Source organism: Citromicrobium bathyomarinum, from assembly GCF_021021475.1.
Taxonomy (GTDB): Bacteria; Pseudomonadota; Alphaproteobacteria; order Sphingomonadales; family Sphingomonadaceae; genus Alteriqipengyuania; species Alteriqipengyuania bathyomarina.
The window spans coordinates 286,403-303,877 of record NZ_JAINWL010000001.1 but is presented as its reverse complement, the minus strand read 5'-3'; the positions used below and the strand labels follow the sequence as shown (position 1 = coordinate 303,877).

Annotated in this window: 18 protein-coding genes, 1 tRNA gene and 1 other RNA gene; 16 read left to right on the top strand and 4 right to left on the bottom strand. The window is 64.8% G+C overall.

The window, feature by feature from the left end:
- The first annotated feature begins 80 nt into the window (after positions 1–80).
- The 6 genes from K7H93_RS01575 to ffs all read left to right on the top strand — a co-directional run bounded on the left by K7H93_RS01575 (position 81) and on the right by ffs (position 4,578).
- Positions 81–485, top strand: coding sequence for a hypothetical protein (locus K7H93_RS01575; protein ID WP_230782093.1), 405 nt, complete (start codon positions 81–83; stop codon positions 483–485).
- 26 nt (positions 486–511) lie between these two features.
- Positions 512–730: a helix-turn-helix transcriptional regulator gene (locus tag K7H93_RS01570; protein WP_226660593.1), complete on the top strand. Its 219-nt coding sequence runs from the start codon at positions 512–514 to the stop codon at positions 728–730.
- 51 nt (positions 731–781) lie between these two features.
- A complete protein-coding gene (gene hrpB / locus K7H93_RS01565) occupies positions 782–3,265 on the top strand; it encodes an ATP-dependent helicase HrpB (protein WP_230782092.1) in 2,484 nt (827 codons plus the stop codon).
- Between the two features lie 15 nt (positions 3,266–3,280).
- Positions 3,281–3,559, top strand: coding sequence for an ETC complex I subunit (locus tag K7H93_RS01560; RefSeq protein WP_029140583.1), 279 nt, complete (start codon positions 3,281–3,283; stop codon positions 3,557–3,559).
- A 4-nt stretch (positions 3,560–3,563) separates the two neighbouring features.
- On the top strand, positions 3,564–4,454 hold the full coding sequence (bla, locus tag K7H93_RS01555) for a class A beta-lactamase (protein WP_230782091.1): 891 nt from the start codon (positions 3,564–3,566) through the stop codon (positions 4,452–4,454).
- A gap of 29 nt (positions 4,455–4,483) precedes the next feature.
- Positions 4,484–4,578: signal recognition particle sRNA small type (ffs, locus tag K7H93_RS01550), an RNA gene on the top strand.
- On the opposite strand, the gene K7H93_RS01545 is transcribed toward ffs, so the two are convergent.
- Positions 4,578–5,060, bottom strand: a complete 483-nt coding sequence (locus K7H93_RS01545) for a DUF4188 domain-containing protein (protein WP_230782089.1) — start codon at positions 5,058–5,060, stop codon at positions 4,578–4,580. The two genes, ffs and K7H93_RS01545, sit on opposite strands and share 1 nt — an antisense overlap.
- 92 nt (positions 5,061–5,152) lie before the next feature.
- Between K7H93_RS01545 and K7H93_RS01540 the strand changes: the two genes are divergently transcribed.
- The 4 genes from K7H93_RS01540 (at position 5,153) to K7H93_RS01525 (ending at position 10,338) form a co-directional block, all read left to right on the top strand.
- Positions 5,153–6,982: a DNA polymerase III subunit gamma/tau gene (locus tag K7H93_RS01540; RefSeq protein ID WP_230782087.1), complete on the top strand. Its 1,830-nt coding sequence runs from the start codon at positions 5,153–5,155 to the stop codon at positions 6,980–6,982.
- Positions 6,979–7,320, top strand: a complete 342-nt coding sequence (locus K7H93_RS01535; RefSeq protein ID WP_010239277.1) for a YbaB/EbfC family nucleoid-associated protein — start codon at positions 6,979–6,981, stop codon at positions 7,318–7,320. The genes K7H93_RS01540 and K7H93_RS01535 overlap by 4 nt, the downstream gene beginning before the upstream one ends.
- Positions 7,321–7,467: 147 nt before the next feature.
- Positions 7,468–9,864, top strand: coding sequence for an endopeptidase La (gene lon, locus K7H93_RS01530; RefSeq protein WP_230782085.1), 2,397 nt, complete (start codon positions 7,468–7,470; stop codon positions 9,862–9,864).
- Between the two features lie 201 nt (positions 9,865–10,065).
- On the top strand, positions 10,066–10,338 hold the full coding sequence (locus tag K7H93_RS01525; RefSeq protein ID WP_010239281.1) for an HU family DNA-binding protein: 273 nt from the start codon (positions 10,066–10,068) through the stop codon (positions 10,336–10,338).
- A 101-nt stretch (positions 10,339–10,439) separates the two neighbouring features.
- Here K7H93_RS01525 and rlmB read toward each other — a convergent pair whose 3' ends face one another.
- On the bottom strand, positions 10,440–11,237 hold the full coding sequence (rlmB, locus tag K7H93_RS01520) for a 23S rRNA (guanosine(2251)-2'-O)-methyltransferase RlmB (protein ID WP_230782084.1): 798 nt from the start codon (positions 11,235–11,237) through the stop codon (positions 10,440–10,442).
- Between the two features lie 127 nt (positions 11,238–11,364).
- Between rlmB and K7H93_RS01515 the strand changes: the two genes are divergently transcribed.
- The 3 genes from K7H93_RS01515 (at position 11,365) to K7H93_RS01505 (ending at position 13,536) form a co-directional block, all read left to right on the top strand.
- Positions 11,365–11,450, top strand: a tRNA-Tyr gene (locus K7H93_RS01515).
- Between the two features lie 145 nt (positions 11,451–11,595).
- On the top strand, positions 11,596–12,753 hold the full coding sequence (locus K7H93_RS01510) for a beta-ketoacyl-ACP synthase III (RefSeq protein WP_230782082.1): 1,158 nt from the start codon (positions 11,596–11,598) through the stop codon (positions 12,751–12,753).
- Positions 12,754–12,798: 45 nt separating this feature from the next.
- On the top strand, positions 12,799–13,536 hold the full coding sequence (locus K7H93_RS01505) for a phosphatidylserine decarboxylase (RefSeq protein ID WP_054525889.1): 738 nt from the start codon (positions 12,799–12,801) through the stop codon (positions 13,534–13,536).
- Between the two features lie 14 nt (positions 13,537–13,550).
- On the opposite strand, the gene K7H93_RS01500 is transcribed toward K7H93_RS01505, so the two are convergent.
- On the bottom strand, positions 13,551–13,808 hold the full coding sequence (locus K7H93_RS01500; RefSeq protein ID WP_230782080.1) for a hypothetical protein: 258 nt from the start codon (positions 13,806–13,808) through the stop codon (positions 13,551–13,553).
- A gap of 338 nt (positions 13,809–14,146) precedes the next feature.
- Here K7H93_RS01500 and rpsB point away from each other — a divergent pair, with 338 nt between their 5' ends.
- From rpsB to K7H93_RS01485, 3 genes are all read left to right on the top strand, one after another.
- Positions 14,147–14,890: a 30S ribosomal protein S2 gene (gene rpsB, locus K7H93_RS01495; protein ID WP_054523990.1), complete on the top strand. Its 744-nt coding sequence runs from the start codon at positions 14,147–14,149 to the stop codon at positions 14,888–14,890.
- Positions 14,891–14,979: 89 nt separating this feature from the next.
- Positions 14,980–15,906, top strand: a complete 927-nt coding sequence (gene tsf, locus K7H93_RS01490) for a translation elongation factor Ts (RefSeq protein ID WP_230782078.1) — start codon at positions 14,980–14,982, stop codon at positions 15,904–15,906.
- Between the two features lie 212 nt (positions 15,907–16,118).
- Positions 16,119–16,547 carry a PAS domain-containing protein gene (locus tag K7H93_RS01485; RefSeq protein ID WP_230782077.1) on the top strand — a complete coding sequence of 143 codons (429 nt, stop codon included), beginning with the start codon at positions 16,119–16,121 and terminating at the stop codon, positions 16,545–16,547.
- Here the strand turns inward: K7H93_RS01485 and K7H93_RS01480 are convergent.
- Complete coding sequence (locus K7H93_RS01480; protein ID WP_230782076.1) at positions 16,544–17,341, bottom strand: metallophosphoesterase; 798 nt, start codon at positions 17,339–17,341, stop codon at positions 16,544–16,546. The two genes, K7H93_RS01485 and K7H93_RS01480, sit on opposite strands and share 4 nt — an antisense overlap.
- Positions 17,342–17,475 lie beyond the last annotated feature (134 nt).

Genomic DNA, 17,475 nt, shown 5'->3' with positions numbered 1-17,475 from the left:
ATAATGTCGAAAATGTTCGACATCCGCCTCGCGCGCTCCTATGTAGAAAATGTTCTACATAACGGAGGAGATTTGCGATCATGTCGTTCAGGGAAAAATCCGCGTGGGTCATGGGGGCGATCATGCTCGCGACCGGGGTGTTCTACGCGCAGCTGGTGGCGGGGGCACCGCAGGCTCCGGTGATCGAGCCGCTGATCCCCTATGTGCTCGCGGTGGTCGTGTTCTCGGTCGTCGCGCAGATCGGGCTCGCGATTGCCTCTCCCAAGGAGGCAAACGCCCCGGCGGACGAGCGGGAGAAGATCGTCATCGACCGGGCGGGGCACTGGTCGGGCATGGTGATGGGCGTGCTGGCGGTTGCCGCCTGCGCGACCTACGTCGCGCTGCCCAGTGGCGGGATGCTGTTCCACCACATCATCGGTGCGCTGATCGTCGCGCAGCTGGCGGAATATGTGTTCCAGATCGTCCTGTTCCGTAGGCCGATCTGATGGGAGGCGTCTGATGGGCCGGTCCGATGGGTAAGCGCCCGCCGATCACCAACCGCGTGCGCGAGCTGCGCGAGGAGCATGACAAGATGAGCCAGGCCGCGCTGGGCGAGGCGGTGGGGGTGACGCGCCACACGATCATCGCGATCGAACAGGGGCGCTACTCCCCCAGCCTGGAAACCGCCTTCCGCATCGCGCGCCTGTTCGGCGTGGGGGTGGAGGACGTGTTCGGCTGGGAGGGGGAGTGATCCGCGAAGGACGCCTTCGCAGGGGTGACGGACTGGGTTAGAGGCGGGGGAATGCCCGACGATTCCAGCCTCCCTATCCACGCCGTATTGCCGCAGCTGAAGGCCGCGCTGGCGGGCGGGCCCAACGCGGTGCTGGTCGCGCCGCCAGGGGCGGGCAAGACGACCGCGGTCGCGCCCGCGCTGCTGGGCGAGGACTGGTGCACCGGCGAAATCCTGCTGCTCTCGCCCCGCCGCGTTGCCGCTCGCGCTGCGGCGGAGCGGATGGCGGCGATGCTGGGGGAAAAGCCGGGCGAAACCATCGGCTACCTCACTCGGCTCGACTCGAAACGCTCTGCAAAGACGCGCGTAACCGTCTTGACCGAGGCGATTTTTCTCAACCGCATCGTTGCCGATCCCGAACTGCCGGGCGTTTCCGCCGTGCTGTTCGACGAAGCGCATGAGCGGCATCTGGACAGCGACTTCGGCCTCGCGCTCGCGCTGGAGACGCAAGGCGTGCTGCGCGAAGATCTGCGCCTGCTGGTGATGTCCGCCACGCTCGACGGAGAGCGGTTTGCCGGGCTCATGAACGAGTGCCCGGTGATCGAGAGCGAGGGGCGCAGCCATCCCTTGCGGATCGAGTGGCTGGGATCGAGCGGCACGCAACGCTTCGAGGATGCGATGGCCGATGCGGTGGCGCAGGCGTGGCGGGCGGAGGAGGGCGACATCCTCGCCTTCCTGCCCGGCGTGCGCGAGATCGAGCGGGTGCGCGAACGGCTGGAGGAGCGCTTGCGCGGCGCGGTGATCCTGCCGCTGCACGGGCAGGTCGATCCCGCCGGCCAGCGCGCCGCGATCCGCCGCGATGCCGAGGGTCGCCGGCGGATCGTGCTGGCGACCGCGATTGCGGAAACCTCTCTGACATTGGACGGTGTGACCGTGGTGGTCGATGGCGGGCTGTCTCGGCGTGCGGAGTACGACCGCGCAGCGGGCGGGAACCGGCTGGTGACGGTGCAGGCATCGCAGGCCTCCGCCACCCAGCGGGCAGGGCGCGCGGCGCGGCAGGCTCCCGGTGTAGCTTTTCGCCTGTGGGCCGAGGCCGCGCATGCCGGTCGCCCCGCGTTCGAGCCGCCCGAGATCGCCACTAGCGACCTCGCGCCGCTGGTGCTGACGCTGGCCAAGTGGGGCGAGAGCGAGCCTGCCAATCTGCGCTGGCTCGATCCTCCCCCGGAAGCTTCTCTCGCGACGGCGCGCGAGGAGTTGCGGGCGCTCGGTGCTCTCGATGAGGAGGGGCGAATCACGCCGCAGGGTGAGGCTATGGCGCAGCTGCCGCTCGACCCCGCTGGCGCGGCGATGGTGCTGTTCGGCGCGCGGCATGGCTGTACCGAGCACGCGGCGCGGCTCGTGCTGCTGTTGCAGGAGCGCGGGCTGGGCGGTCGCGGAGAGGATTTGGAGGCGCGACTCTCGCGCTGGAATGGCGAGCGGGGCGGGCGTGCCGACGCGAGCCGCAAGCTGGCGGGGCGATGGGCTGCGGCTGCTCAAAATCTAACTTCCGTTCGCCCTGAGCCTGTCGAAGGGCGTGGGCGCGAACGTGCTTCGACAAGCTCAGCACGAACGGTTCTTGAGGTTCCACTCGCCATCATCCTCGCCGCCGGTCGTCCAGGTTTTATAGCAAAGCGCCGAGATAATTCGGGCGAGGACTGGCTGGCGGCGAACGGTCGCGGTTACCGGCTCGACCCGACATCCTCGGTCGCGCGCGCCGAATATTGCGTGATCGGCGATGCGCAAGGTTCGGCGCAGGGCGCGCGGATCACCGCCGCCGCTGCGCTTGAAGAAGCGGATCTGCGCCAGTGGCTGGGTGAGCGGATTGCGCTCCATCGGACGCTGCGCTGGACCGGGGAACGGGTCGAGGCGCGGCGCGAGGAGCGGCTGGGGGCGTTGGTCCTGTCGAAGGGGCAGGACCAGGAGCCGGACATGGATGCCGTGCAGGCGCTGCTTGTGGACAAGGCTCTGGACAAGCTGGGGGAACTGCTCCCCGCCGCACTGCTCGCCCGCGCGCGTTTTGCGGGGATCGAGGGGCTTGCGTCCGAGGCTTTGCGCGAAACCGTCGAGCTATGGCTCGCGCCGCTGCTGGCAGGTCGTCGCGATCTCGCGGTAAGCAAGGGCAAGCTGGTCGATGCAGTCTTGGCTCAGCTCGACTGGAACGAGCGGCAGCGGCTGGACGAAGCTGCACCGCGCGAATTCGTCTCGCCCGCAGGTACGCACCACCCGATCGATTACGAGGGGCAGGATGCACCCGCGGTCGAGGTGCGGGTGCAGGCGCTTTACGGGCTTGATCGCCATCCGATGATCGGTCGCACACCGCTGCTGCTCAAGCTGACCAGCCCGGCCGGCCGCCCGGTCCAGGGGACGCGCGATCTGCCCGCTTTCTGGCGCGGTAGCTGGGCCGATGTGCGCAAGGATATGAAGGGCCGCTATCCGAAACATCGCTGGCCGGACGAGCCGTGGACCGAGGTCGCAAGCCTCAAGACGAAGAATGCCTTTTCACGCGGCCAAGGCTGAATTAGGGAGATCGCCATGGCAGCACGTATTTACCAGCGACCCAAGAACGCGATGCAGAGCGGCAAGGCGCGTATCGACGAATGGGTGCTCGAGTTCGAGCAATCCGAAGCGCGGCGGCCCGATCCGCTGATGGGCTGGACCGGCAGCGGCGACACGCAGGCGCAGGTCATCCTGACCTTCCCGAGCAAGGATGAGGCGAAAGCCTATGCCGAAAAATACGGCATTGCCGCGCGCGTCCATGCAACTCCGCCCAAGACGCTCAAGCTGCAGTCCTACGCCGATAATTTCCGCTGAGCGGATGATGAAAGTCTTCCTCGGGGCGATTGCGCTGGCGACGGCCGGCTGCGCTGCGCATTCGACGCCGTCACAGCCGACCGAGGTTTCGACCGAGCAGCTCGCCGCGCAGATCGACGGTGTGGAGGCTGCTTCCGGCGGTCGGCTCGGCCTGGCGCTGTTCTCGCAGGATGAAGGCCTCGTTTTCGCGCATCGCGGGGCGGAGCGCTTTGCCATGTGCTCCACATTCAAGCTCGCGCTTGCGGCGATGGCGCTGGAGACGGCGGGTGTGCGTGAGGAACGGCTGGATTTCGGGGAGGACGATATCCTCTCCTACGCGCCCTATGCGAAAGAACGCGCGCAGATCGGCTGGATGTCCGGTTTGGAAGCGGCGCACCACGCGGTGACGCTGAGCGACAATACGGCGGCCAATCTTCTGCTCGCCCGACTCGGTGGGCCGGAGGCGTTCACCGCATGGCTGCGCAATACTGGCGATGGGGTAACGCGGCTCGATCGTAACGAGCCCACCTTGAACGAGAATGCGCCCGGCGATCCGCGCGATACGACCACACCCGAAGCTAAAGCCGAACTGGTCGGCAATCTGCTGTGGGGCGACCGGCTCTCCGCAACCGACCGCGGCATCCTGCACGGCTGGCTGGTGGAGACATCCACAGGCATGGCGCGTCTGCGGGGCGGATTGCCGGACGGCTGGAACGCCGGCGACAAGACCGGAACCTGCGGCGGGGAAGGGCAGCCCGAGTTCAACGACATCGCGGTGTTCGAAACGCCGACCGGCGCACGGTACGTTCTGGCGGCATTTCTCGACCGTCCGACAGGCACCAGCGCCGAGGCGGATGCCGTCCTTGCCGATGCAGCGCGCGCGGTCGCCGAGTGGATTCGCAAAAGCGGCGCTTGAAATCCTGAGCCGAGTTCGCCATGTGGCGAGCGGGAGTCGGGTGGACGTTTGCGTTCGCTCACCGGGTCAGGTCCGGAAGGAAGCAGCCCAGGTGAATTGCGGCGGGTCGCTCGGCTCCTTTTCCTATTCTGCCGATGTCTTCATGCGCGAGCGTGCCTCGCTGCGCGATCCCGCGGCGTCGGTGACCCCTGACACCTTACCGAGGCCCCACGCGGGCATGTTGGCGTAGATCGTTTCGTGACGACCTGCGTCGACCGCATAGGTCTCGTGGAAAATACCCACTGTCCCGTCGCCGCCCACCGCCTTGTTGAACGCGACCCAGGCCGGCCAGTGCTGCCTGTCGCGCGAACGCGCATAGGCTTCGAGACTGTCGAAATCGCGCCAGTATTGCAGCAGGCAGACCTGTCGCGGCCCGGCAAGCATGTTCTGGGAGCCGAGAAATCCGCTGTCCGGGTCCTTCGCCAGTTCTTCCAGCATCGGCGGCATGGCCCTGAGAACTGGCAGCCACTTGCCGACCTTGTGGAAGTGGTTGATCCGCATCCCGATGACGAAAACCACCAGCGGACCACTGAATTGGGCAGTCTTGCGCCCTGCGATGATGCTCATGTGCCGTTCTCCCCGATACGGACTAAGTTGCGTTTTAAAACTTAAAAGTCAAGCTTCGACAAAGCCGCTCTGCGTGCCTAGATTGGGTCCTCATGCCTGATACCGATCTGCCCGATAGCGAAACCGAAGCGCCGACCGCCGCCGAACTGGAGGCTGCGGGCCAGAGCGCGATGTTCGGAGGCGAGCCAGCCAAGCCCGAATCCGCGCCCGAATCCGGCCCATCGGAGGCCGCCGAGGCTGCGCCTAAGCCCGCGCCGCCTGCCGTCGCCGACCCGGCGCAGCCCTACCGCGTGCTCGCGCGCAAATATCGTCCGCAGACGTTCAGCCAGCTGATCGGTCAGGAACCGATGGTGCAGACGCTGGCCAACGCCATCCGGCGTGACCGGCTGGCGCACGCCTTCCTGATGACCGGGGTGCGTGGGGTGGGGAAGACATCCACTGCACGCCTGATCGCCAAGGCGCTCAACTGCATCGGGCCGGATGGGCAGGGCGGGCCGACCATCGATCCCTGCGGCGTGTGCGAACCCTGCCGGGCAATCGCGGAAGGCCGCCATATCGACGTGATCGAGATGGACGCTGCCAGCCATACCGGTGTCGATGACGTGCGCGAAATTATCGAGGCGGTCCGTTATGCGGCCGTCAGCGCGCGCTATAAGATATACATTATCGACGAAGTCCACATGCTGTCTCGCAATGCTTTCAATGCCTTGCTCAAGACACTTGAGGAACCGCCCGCCCACGTGAAGTTCCTCTTCGCGACAACCGAGGTCGACAAGCTGCCGGTCACCGTGCTCAGCCGAACCCAGCGCTTCGACCTGCGCCGCATCCCGACCGAGCGGTTGGGCGAGCATTTCGCTTGGGTCTGCAGCCAGGAAGGCGTCGAAGCCGAGCCCGAAGCGCTCAATCTGGTCGCAGCGGCGGCCGAAGGGTCTGTCCGCGACGGGCTCTCCATCCTCGACCAGGCGATCGCCCACGCCGATCTGGACAGCGATGCGAAGGTTACCGCAGCGCGCGTGCGCGACATGCTCGGCTTGGCCGATGCAGGCGCGCAGCGTCGGCTGCTCGGCGCGATCCTCGAGGGCGAACCCAAGACGATGCTGGATACGGTGGCAGACCAGTATGCGCTCGGCGTGGAGCCGCTCGCGCTGATGCGATCGCTGATGGAGATCGTTCACAGGATCACCGTGATGCAGATCGGTGGCGCGATGCCCGATCTGGCGGGCGAGGAAGAGCGCGGGCAATTGTCCGAATGGGCCGCGCGGCTCACCCCCGGCCAGCTTCATCGCCTGTGGCAGATGCTGCTGAAGGGGTACGACGAGGTAAAGACCGCGCCCGATCCGCTGGTGTCGGCGCAGATGGCGCTGTTGCGGTTGATCCACGCTGCCAACGCGCCCGACCCGGGCTCGCTGGTCAAGCGGATGGAGGAACTTGCCAAGGGCATCCCCGCAGCCTCCGCCGACTCGCCCGCACCCGCCCTTGGCTCCGGCGACAGCCCCGAAACCCGCACCCGGCCAGCCTCGCTCGCACGCCCCGATTTCGCCAGCCTGGTGGCGAAGGTGGAAGATGCGGGTGAATATATCGCGGCGAGCATCATGCGGCTTCAGCTGCGGGTTGTCTCGCTGGAAGACGGCGCGCTGACTTTCGCGCGCGCGCCGGAGTTCAGGGACAAGATCGAAACCGAACTGCGCGGCGCTCTCGCCAAGGCAACGGGGCGTTCGTGGGTGCTGACCGAGGTCGAGGACCCTGCTGCCCCGCCAAGCATGGCCGAAGCCGCGCAGGCAGAGGCTGCCGCGCTGCGCGACGCGATGGAAGCACATCCCCTTATGCAGGCGGCGCGCGCCGCCTTCCCCCAGGCGGAACTACTCGACGAGAAAGAGCAGGCCGCCGCCAACAACGCCCGCCAATGGAGCAAGCAAGCATGAAGTCGATGGAAGAAATGATGGCCGCCGCGCAGAAGGCTGCCGAGACGATCCAGAGCCAGATGGGCGATGCGCAGGCCAAGCTCGATTCGATCGAGGTCGAAGGCACCGCCGGGGGCGGGCTGGTGACTGTGAAGTGCACCGCGCGCGGGCGGATCCTGGGCGTGTCGATCGACGAAAGCCTGATGAAGCCGGAAGAAAAGCAGATGGTCGAGGATCTGGTCGCCGCCGCGTTCAACGATGCGCGCGGCAAGGCCGACCGCGTTTCCTCCGAGGAAATGCAGCGCATCCAGTCGGGCATGGGCCTGCCCCCGGGCTTCAACCTGCCCGGCATGGGATAAGGGTTTTCTGGCGGCCGTAGGGAGCACGGCCGCCGATTGCGCCGTATCCATACACCTCGGACCACCGGCATTGCAGCCCTGCAGGGTCCGACCCATATTGATTGACAAGGACGGGTGCGCGCCCAATCCGCGCGCCAAAGAACATCTATGACTCAGCGCTTTCCCCTGCTTCCCCTCCGCGACATCGTCGTCTTTCCCGGCATGGTCGTACCGATCTTCGTGGGCCGTGACCGCTCGGTCGCCGCGCTCGAAGCCGCGATGGAGGGTGACAAGGACATTTTCCTGCTCGCCCAGATCGACCCCTCTTGCGAGGATCCGGACGGGTCCGACCTGTACGACATCGGCGTGGTCGCGCAGGTTCTCCAGATGCTCAAGATGCCCGACGGCACGGTCCGCGTGTTGGTCGAAGGTCGCGAGCGCGCGCATCTGAGCGCGCTGCACGATCAGGGCGAACTGACCATCGCCGAAGTTCGCCGGATCCAGCCGACGACAGTGTCGGGCAGCGAAGTGACGGCGCTGATGCGTTCGGTGGTCGAGCAGTTTGCCGAATACACGAAACTTTCCAAGAAGAACGAAGGCGCAGCCGAAGAGCTGGGCGATGTCGACGATGCAGGCGCGCTGGCCGATGCGGTGGCTGCCTCTCTCTCGATCAAGGTTGCGGACAAGCAGGCGTTGCTGACCGAGCCCGATCCTCGCAAGCGGCTCGAAATGCTGCTCAACTTCATGGAAGGCGAGCTTTCCGTGCTGCAGGTGGAGCGGCGCATCCGTGGCCGCGTGAAGCGGCAGATGGAGAAGACCCAGCGTGAATATTACCTCAACGAACAATTGAAGGCGATCCAGAACGAGCTGGGCGGTTCGGGCGAGGGCGGCGAAGGCGACGAGATCGCCGAGCTGCAGGAAAAGATCGAGAAGCTGGAGCTGACGGACGAGGCACGCGCCAAGGCCGAGAGCGAGCTCAAGAAGCTCAAGGCGATGCAGCCGATGAGCGCTGAAGCCACCGTGATCCGCAATTATCTCGATGTGCTGCTAGACTTGCCTTGGGGCGAAAAGAGCGAGCTCAACCGCGACATCGAAGATGCGGAGAAGGTGCTCGACGATGACCACTATGCGCTTGAGAAGGTCAAGGAACGGATCATCGAATATCTCGCCGTTCAGGCGCGGACCAACAAGCTGAAAGGCCCGATCCTGTGCCTCGTCGGCCCTCCGGGTGTCGGCAAGACCAGCCTCGGCAAATCGATCGCCCGCGCCACTGGCCGCGAGTTCGTGCGCCAGTCGCTGGGCGGGGTGCGTGACGAATCAGAGATTCGCGGCCACCGGCGGACCTATATCGGCTCGATGCCGGGCAAGATCGTCAAGAACCTGACCAAGGCGGGCACCAGCAATCCGCTGTTCCTGCTCGACGAGATCGACAAGCTGGGCCAGGATTTCCGCGGCGATCCCGCCTCGGCCCTGCTCGAGGTGCTCGACCCTGAGCAGAACGCTCGCTTCCAGGATCACTACCTGGAGGTCGACTACGACCTGTCGGATGTGATGTTCGTGTGCACCGCCAACACGCTCGACCTGCCGCAGCCGCTGCTCGACCGGATGGAGATCATCCGGCTGGAAGGCTACACCGAGGACGAGAAGGTCGAGATCGCGCAGCGCCATCTGCTGCCCAAGCAGATCGCCGACCACGGGCTGGAGGAGGGCGAATTCTCGCTCGCCGAAGACGCCCTGCGCGACCTGATCCGCTATTACACCCGCGAAGCCGGCGTGCGGACGCTGGAGCGCGAGATCGCGCGGCTGGCGCGCAAGTCCCTGCGCAAGATCCTCGAAAAGAAGGCCGAAACGGTCGCGATCACGCCGGATAACCTCGGCGAGTTCGCAGGCGTGCGCAAATACAAGCACGGCCTTGGCGAGGAAGAGGCGCAGATCGGCGCGGTCACCGGTCTCGCGTGGACCGAGGTGGGCGGCGAACTGCTGACCATCGAGAGCGTTACCACGCCGGGCAAGGGCGAGATCAAGACCACCGGCAAGCTCGGCGAGGTGATGAATGAAAGCGTCGCCGCAGCGTTCAGCTTCGTGAAGGCGCGGTCGCCCGCCTATGGCATCAAGCCGTCGATCTTCCGCCGCAAGAACATCCACATCCACCTGCCCGAAGGCGCGGTGCCGAAGGATGGGCCGAGTGCGGGTGTGGGCATGGTCACCTCGATCGTTTCAACGCTCGCCGGGATTCCGGTGCGCCCGGATATCGCCATGACCGGCGAGGTTACCCTGCGCGGGCGTGTGCTGGCGATCGGTGGGCTGAAGGAAAAGCTGCTCGCCGCACGGCGCGGCGGTATTCCCAAGGTGCTCATCCCTCAGGAGAACGTGAAGGACCTGGCGGAAATTCCCGATCGCATCACCGATGGGGTCGAGATCGTCCCAGTGGCCCATGTCGACGAGGTTCTGGCCCACGCACTGGTCCGCAAGCCGGAAGCGATCGAGTGGACTGAGGCGGACGACCTTGCGAGCCAGCCGATCAGCGAACCGCCGTTTGCGGAAAGCGGGCAGACTACGCATTAATCCGGGGGGGAGAGCTTCGTCTGTGCCGCGCAGGGACGGGGTTTTTCCCCAAGGTTAACGTATGTGAACCAAAAAATCGCACAAATCGGGGCTTTTCCGGCAATTTGCCTTTGACAGACTCGTGACGAAGGTATCAGGTGGGTCCATTCGCACTATCGCGGATCACCACTTTGAATGTCTGGGACTGAGGGGTTTTTCCGAATGAACAAGAATGAACTGATCGGCACCGTCGCCGAATCCTGTGGCCTTTCCAAGAGCGATGCCTCGAACGCCGTCGAAGGTGTTTTCGACGCGATCCAGAAGGCCCTCGCCAATGGCGATGAGGTTCGGCTTGTCGGTTTCGGCACGTTTTCGGTCGCCAAGCGCAAGGCTTCGACTGGCCGTAACCCGCGCACCGGCGAACCGATGGAAATCAAGGCGTCGAACCAGCCGAAGTTCAAGGCCGGCAAGGGCCTCAAGGACGCTGTAAACTAAGCCTTTTTCGGCTTGGTGCGTCGAGCAATCGGCGCATGAAATAAGAAACCCCGCCGGGTGGTGGACCGGCGGGGTTTTTTGTTGTCTTTTTTCGGGAGAAATCAGTCGGCGCTGGTGGCCAGCGCGTAAAGCGCGATCGCCGCTGCGTTCGACACGTTCAGGCTCTCGATTGCGTCCGAGATGGGCAGCTTTGCCAGTGCATCGCAGTGGCCCGCGATATTGTGGCGCAGCCCGGCGCCTTCGGCACCCAGCACCAGTGCAACCGGCCCGGTCGGAATCGCCTCTGCCAGCGTCATCTCCGCCTCGCCCGCCAGGCCGATGCGCCAGAAGCCGCGTTCGGCCAGATCGTCGAGCGCGCGCGCCAGATTGACCACACGCACCCATGGCACGGTTTCAAGCGCGCCCGATGCAGACTTGGCTACCACGCCGCTTTCCGGCGGAGCGTGCCGGTCCTGCGTCACGATCGCCGCTGCATCGAATGCGGCGGCAGAGCGCAGGATTGCCCCGACATTATGTGGATCGGTGACTTGGTCCAGCAGCACGATGGGGCGGCCCGGCTCGCCGCTCTGAATGACTTCAGCCAGATCGCGCTCTTCTAGCGGCGCGCATTCGAGCACCAGCCCCTGGTGCGGCGCATCGCGCGCAACCAGCCGGTCAAGATCAGGAGTATCGGCATACTCGACCGGGAAATCGGGGGGCAGCTCGCCGTCGAGCGATTCGATTCCCTCGCGGGTCGCCCACAGCTTGCGATGCTTGCGTTCGGGGTTGAGCAGAGCCGCCTCGACCGCGTGGCGGCCCCACAGGCGCACCTGTCCTGTGCTCGCGCGCCCGCTTCCGCGGCCACCCTTCATTCGTCCTGCACGTCCGCGCAGCGCTCTTTTACGTTCCGGTTTTGCCATTGCCGCACGCCCTGCCACCGCGACCATTGACAGGCAAGCGCGGCTTCTCCAAAGGGGCGCTCCTCGGCAGACGATGGCCGCTTCCGGTACATCGTTTCTTGCAATGCCTCACGCATACCAGCCCTGTGGACAGGTGGCCGAGTGGTTAAAGGCAGCAGACTGTAAATCTGCCCGCGCAAGCGTACGCTGGTTCGAATCCAGCCCTGTCCACCATTTTCCTCTGCTCCGTGATGGAGCGCGCTTGGGCGCGCAGATGGGCGGTGTGGTCGCTGTCCACATCTGCAGAAAAGCGGAAGGACGCGAGCTCCTGCCATCCCGCTTGCCGTGCCAACCCAGCGCCGCTAGGTCTCACCCTTCAATGAACGCGCAACGCACACAGCAAAACGAGCAGGCGGGCGGTCGCCCCGTCATCTCCGCCACCGGGCTGTTCACGCCCTCCGACAGCATCAGCAATGCCGAGCTTGTCGAAAGCTTCAACGCTTTCGTAGATCGGCACAATGCAGAGCACGCCGACGCGATCGCGTCGGGCGAGGTGGAGCCGCTGGTCCACAGTTCGGTCGAATTCATCGAGAAGGCGAGCGGGATCAAGGCCCGCCACGTTATCAACAAGGCGCCGTTGATCGACCCGGCGATCATGGAGCCGCGCCACGAGCCGCGCGGGAACGACGATCTGTCTATGATGGCGGAAATCGGCGTCGCCGCGGCGCGCGACGCGCTGGCACGGGCAGGGCGTGATGCCGCCGACGTCGATGCGGTGCTGTGCGCCGCTTCCAATATGCAGCGGCCCTATCCCGCGATGGCGATCGAAATCCAGCAGGCGCTCGGTATCGACGGATTCGCCTTCGACATGAACGTCGCGTGCTCGTCCGCCACCTTCGGCATCCAGACCGCGGCGGACTATATTCGCTCCGGCAATGCCAAGAGCGTGCTGGTGGTCAGCCCCGAAATCACCAGCGGGCACCTCAACTGGCGCGACCGTGACAGCCACTTCATCTTCGGCGATGTCGCGACTGCCGTGCTGGTGGAAGATGCTTCCATCGCGCCGGCAGAACACTGGGACATTCTGGGGACGCGGCTGAAGACCGTGTTCTCCAACAACATCCGCAACAATTTCGGCTTCCTCAACCGCGCGGAGCCGGAGACGATCGGCACGCCGGACAAGCTGTTCGTTCAGGAAGGGCGCAAGGTCTTCAAGGAAGTGGTGCCGATGGTCGCGCAGATGATCGTCGACGAGGCCGATCGGCTATCGCTCGATCCGGCGGCGCTGCGCCGCCTGTGGCTGCACCAAGCCAATGCGGGTATGAACCGGCTGATCGCACAACGCGTGCTGGGACACGAGGCGAGCGAGGATGAGAGCCCGACCGTGCTCGACACATACGGCAATACCTCCAGCGCAGGCTCGATCATCGCCTTCCACCTCAACAATTCCGATCTGGCTGCAGGCGATACGGGGCTGATCTGTAGCTTCGGCGCAGGCTATTCGGCGGGCACGGTGTTCGTGCGCAAGGTGGCATGATGATCCTGCTGCAAGCGTCTGTACCAGAAGCGGGGGCGAAACGCCTTGGCTGGTGAGATCATGGACAATCGCGGTCGCGGAGAAGCGCGCGGCGGTCTGCCGTCGGTCCACCCGGAAGGGCGCAAGTACGCGCTGATCTGCGCTGGGGTTTCACTGATTGCGGCGCTGCTCGCGTGGGAGACGATCGCCTGGCCACTGGCTTTCCTGTCCCTTTGCATCCTCGCATTTTTCCGCGATCCGGAACGCGTGGTTCCGCGCGGTGACGACCTACTGGTCTCGCCGGCTGACGGGATCGTGACGCAGATTACGCAGGTCGAGCCGCCGCTGGAAATGCGCGGTGATGACGGCGGGCTTGGTAACGCGCCGCTGACCCGGATCTCGATCTATCTCAGCGTCTTCGACGTGCACATCAACCGCAGCCCGTGTGCGGGTACGATCGGGCGGATGAGCTATATTCCCGGCAAGTTCGTCAATGCCGAGCTCGACAAGGCGAGCGAGGAGAACGAACGCCAGCATCTGGTCGTGATGCGCAGCGATGGCGTGGTGATCGGGATGACGCAGATCGCCGGGTTGGTCGCGCGGAGGATCGTGCCCTTCGTCAAGCCGGGCGATATCGTAGCGGCGGGGCAGAGGCTCGGCCTGATTCGTTTCGGCAGCAGGGTCGATCTCTACCTTCCGGCAGGAACTTCTCCCCAGGTGCTGATGGGCCAGCGGGTGACCGCGGGCGAGACCGTGCTGGGGCGGCTGGGCGTTTCCGCCGAGCTCGAAGGCCTCCAGCAGTAACAGTCGGCAACAGATCAGGCGGCGGCGCGCAGCCCTGCGGGCGTGGCGCGATGCGGCGCGTTCTTACGACGGGTACGAAGCGAAGGGGCGGGGCGGTTGCCGCCCGTGATCGTTGCGGCACCACTTGCCTGGCCGTTATCGCACCGCAGGGTCCGCAATTGCGCTGCGAGCGCACGATAATGGCGTGCGCCGCGCAGCAGGCTGTCGGTCGCCGACAGCAGCGCAACAACGATAGTGGCGACAAGCAGGCAGGTAATGGCGAACGCGATCATGGTTTGTACTCCGACCTTCATTCTCCAGAGAGCCGGTGCAAAAGAGCTGGACCGGCTGTGGAAAACGTGGTGATAATCCATCAGCGACTCACGATGTTCCGCTGATGAACGTCAATGTTCTCCATTTGTTCTCGTCTGTCAAGGCAAATCGGGTCGATCGCCACCACAGGTGCGCCGAATTGAGGCTGGATTTTCGATCCGGTGATCGCTAAGTGCGCGCCTTCCGCGGAAGGATTCGCGGGATAATCCACATGGAAGGCATCATAAACCGGTGCTCAAGGCGGGCTCTCCGCCGCGGGTTACCGCCTTCCAGAGGTTCAACCGGAAAGGAAATACCTATGGCGGCTCCTACCGTCACGATGCAGCAACTGATCGAGGCCGGCGCACACTTCGGCCACCAGACCCACCGCTGGAACCCGCGCATGAAGCCGTACATCTTCGGCGCGCGCAACGGTGTCCACATCATCGACCTGTCGCAGACCGTGCCCCTGATGGCGCGTGCGCTCGACTTCGTCGCCGCGACCGCGCAGGCGAAGGGCAAGGTCCTGTTCGTCGGCACCAAGCGCCAGGCGCAGGAGCCGGTGGCGGAAGCGGCCCGCATGAGCGGCCAGCACTTCGTCAACCACCGCTGGCTGGGCGGCATGCTGACGAACTGGAAGACCATCAGCGGTTCGATCAAGCGTCTCAAGACGCTGGAAGAACAGCTTTCGGGCGACACCAGCGGCCTGACCAAGAAGGAAGTGCTCAACCTTACCCGCGAGCGTGACAAGCTGGAGCTTTCGCTCGGCGGCATCCGCGACATGGGCGGCATTCCCGACGTCATGATCGTGATCGACGCCAACAAGGAAGATCTCGCGATCAAGGAAGCCAACGTGCTTGGCATTCCCGTGGTTGCGGTGCTCGATTCGAACACCGACCCGACCGGCATCGCCTTCCCCGTTCCGGGTAACGACGATGCGGCACGCGCCGTGCGTCTGTACTGCGATGCTTTCGGCGAAGCGGCGCGCCGCGACGGCGCGAACGATCCGGGCGTTGGCGAGATGGAAAATCCGCCTGCCGAGGCAGCCGAAGCAACCGCGTAATCGCGGCTTCACAATCGCTGACTAGCGACCCGGAGCGGATCGACCCGTTCCGGGGACGCTGACCACATTCAAATTCAAGGATACGATCGATGGGCGCTTTTACCGCCGCTGACGTAAAGAAACTCCGCGAGAAGACCGGCGCGGGCATGATGGACGCCAAGAAGGCTCTCGAAGCCGCCGATGGCGACGTCGAAGCCGCGGTCGACGCACTGCGCGCCAAGGGCCTCGCCACTGCACAGAAGAAGTCGAGCCGCACCGCAGCCGAAGGCCTGGTCGGCGTGGCCGTCGACGGCACCAAGGGTGTCGCGGTCGAGGTGAACTCGGAAACCGACTTCGTCGCCAAGAACGACCAGTTCCAGGATTTCGTGCGCAAGACCACGCAGGTCGCGCTGGGCGCGAACAGCGACGATGTGGAAGCGCTTAAGGGCATGGATCACCCCGATGGCGGCACGATCGGCGACAAGCTGACCAACAATGTCGCGACCATCGGCGAAAACCAGCAGGTACGCCGGATGAAGTCCGTCTCGGTCGAGAAGGGCCTCGTCGTGCCCTACATGCACAACGCGGTCTCGCCGAACCTCGGCAAGATCGGCGTGCTCGTCGCGCTTGAGAGCGAGGCGGATGCCGCCACGCTCGAAACGCTCGGCACCAAGCTTGCGCAGCACATCGCCGCGGCGTTCCCGCAGGCGCTCAACGCCGAAGGTCTCGACGCCGAGCTGATCGAGCGCGAGCGTGCGATCGCCAAGGAAAAGGCTGCCGAAAGTGGTAAGCCCGAGAACGTGCAGGAAAAGATGGTCGAAGGCGCCGTGGCGAAGTTCGCCAAGGAGAATGCGCTGATGAGCCAGATCCTGGTGCACGACAACAAGACCCCGATCGAGCAGGTCGTCGCGCAGGCCGGCAAGGATGCCGGCAAGCCGATCGTCCTGAAGGACTACGTCCGCTTCCAGCTCGGCGAAGGCATCGAGAAGGAAGAAAGCGACTTCGCAGCCGAAGTCGCCGCGGCGGTGAAGGGCTAACGCCGCTTCGTCATCGACGCTTTATTTCGCGGCCGTCGGGTTTCTGCCCGGCGGCCGTTTTCATATCTGTGCACCATCTGCGCGTAGGCTGTCGACGCGCAGGGCTGTGGCTTTTGCGGAACCCTTTCTCAAACGCTTGTTAAGCCAAGTCTGGCTTGTTGTGGCTTCGTTCACCGCAAGTCACACGCGCATGAAGGGAAAGGTCTCAACCGATGTTCAACGCGCCTCAAGACGCCTTTCCTGGCGCTTCACTGGATGCCAATTCTATCACCGTGGTCAACGCGGTCGGGCTCAATGGCGACGACCTCGCGATAAGCCTGCTCGAACAGAGCGACGATTGCATCAAATTGCTGAGCATGGACGGCCATCTGGAGTTCATGAATTGCGGCGGGCTTGGAGCAATGGAGATCGATCGCCCGGAACGGGTACTTGGCAAGCTGTGGTGGGATCTGTGGCCGCTGGAGTCGCAGGGCTATGTGCGGGAGCAGTTCCGCAAAGCGATGCTGGGGGATCCGGTGACTTTCGAAGCCTCCTGCCCGACCTTCAATGGCACCCCGCGCCGCTGGTCGGTAAGCCTGAAACCCATGCTGGCCCGCGACGGGCCGGTCGTTTCCATTCTGGCTACCTCGCGGCAGATTTAGCTCCTGCCAGGGGGCTGGAATTTTATCAGCCATATTTCGGGCTGTGTGCCGAAGCGGATCGGCAGCAGGCTGGTGCCGAGCCCCGCGGCGACGATGGCGGTCCCGGCGGGATCGTCGGTCCTGCCGCAGGCAAAGCGGTCGCCGTAGCGTGACTGCGTTGCGATCGCGCCGACCAGCGGCAGCCTGATCTGGCCGCAATGCGTATGACCGGCGAGGATGATCGAGTCTTGTGGCAGGTCCGGCAGCGGATCGGGACTGTGGCTGAGGATGATTCGGCCACCCTCCAGCCGGTCCATCGCGGCCAGCGTTTCGGGTATATCGTCGCGGCCCGTGTAATCGTCGTCGAGCCCGCCGATCAGCAGCGGCCCGGCTTGCGCTGCTGCGTTCTCCAGCACGGTGATTGGCGTCTTGGCCAGCTCCCGCTTGAGTGCGGGCCAGCCGTACCAGTGATCATGGTTGCCGGGGACGAGGAAGACACCCAGCGGCGCCTTCAGTCCGGCCAGCGGAGCGATGATCTGGTCCGGGCGATAGACATGCGAAGCGCTGCGCTTCTCGCTTACCAGATCGCCCGCGATCAGCAGTGCGTCTGGCCGCAGCGCGTTGATCTGCGCCACGATCCGCTCCACCCGTTCCGGCGGCATGTCGGGCCCGGCTACGTGAATGTCGGAGATCAGCGCGACGGTTACGGGCGCGCTGTCTGCGGGCATGTCGGGCAGGGTCACCGTGGTCGCGCGCACGACCGGATCGCCGAGCGTGTTCTGCCACGCCTTGATGCCGGTGATCGCTGCGAGCACGGCTAGCGGCAATAACAGCCAGCGCAGCCGCGGGAGACGTGGGCGAGAGATCGGCTCGGACGGATCGGGTAGAGCAGGCATTGGTGCGATCTGTCCTAAAGCTGGCCGGGCGACAAGCCGATGCCCGCGCGATG

Excerpts from the sequence above, each read along its gene's own strand:
- K7H93_RS01560 (WP_029140583.1), top strand. The coding sequence starts at position 3,281 with ATGGCAGCACGTATTTACCAGCGACCCAAGAACGCGATGCAGAGCGGC.
- rpsB (WP_054523990.1), top strand. The coding sequence starts at position 14,147 with ATGGCGGCTCCTACCGTCACGATGCAGCAACTGATCGAGGCCGGCGCA.
- K7H93_RS01540 (WP_230782087.1), top strand. The coding sequence starts at position 5,153 with ATGCCTGATACCGATCTGCCCGATAGCGAAACCGAAGCGCCGACCGCC.
- hrpB (WP_230782092.1), top strand. The coding sequence starts at position 782 with ATGCCCGACGATTCCAGCCTCCCTATCCACGCCGTATTGCCGCAGCTG.
- lon (WP_230782085.1), top strand. The coding sequence starts at position 7,468 with ATGACTCAGCGCTTTCCCCTGCTTCCCCTCCGCGACATCGTCGTCTTT.
- tsf (WP_230782078.1), top strand. The coding sequence starts at position 14,980 with ATGGGCGCTTTTACCGCCGCTGACGTAAAGAAACTCCGCGAGAAGACC.
- K7H93_RS01510 (WP_230782082.1), top strand. The coding sequence starts at position 11,596 with ATGAACGCGCAACGCACACAGCAAAACGAGCAGGCGGGCGGTCGCCCC.
- K7H93_RS01545 (WP_230782089.1), bottom strand. The coding sequence starts at position 5,060 with ATGAGCATCATCGCAGGGCGCAAGACTGCCCAATTCAGTGGTCCGCTG.
- rlmB (WP_230782084.1), bottom strand. The coding sequence starts at position 11,237 with ATGGCAAAACCGGAACGTAAAAGAGCGCTGCGCGGACGTGCAGGACGA.
- K7H93_RS01575 (WP_230782093.1), top strand. The coding sequence starts at position 81 with ATGTCGTTCAGGGAAAAATCCGCGTGGGTCATGGGGGCGATCATGCTC.
- K7H93_RS01485 (WP_230782077.1), top strand. The coding sequence starts at position 16,119 with ATGTTCAACGCGCCTCAAGACGCCTTTCCTGGCGCTTCACTGGATGCC.
- K7H93_RS01535 (WP_010239277.1), top strand. The coding sequence starts at position 6,979 with ATGAAGTCGATGGAAGAAATGATGGCCGCCGCGCAGAAGGCTGCCGAG.
- K7H93_RS01570 (WP_226660593.1), top strand. The coding sequence starts at position 512 with ATGGGTAAGCGCCCGCCGATCACCAACCGCGTGCGCGAGCTGCGCGAG.
- K7H93_RS01500 (WP_230782080.1), bottom strand. The coding sequence starts at position 13,808 with ATGATCGCGTTCGCCATTACCTGCCTGCTTGTCGCCACTATCGTTGTT.
- K7H93_RS01525 (WP_010239281.1), top strand. The coding sequence starts at position 10,066 with ATGAACAAGAATGAACTGATCGGCACCGTCGCCGAATCCTGTGGCCTT.
- bla (WP_230782091.1), top strand. The coding sequence starts at position 3,564 with ATGATGAAAGTCTTCCTCGGGGCGATTGCGCTGGCGACGGCCGGCTGC.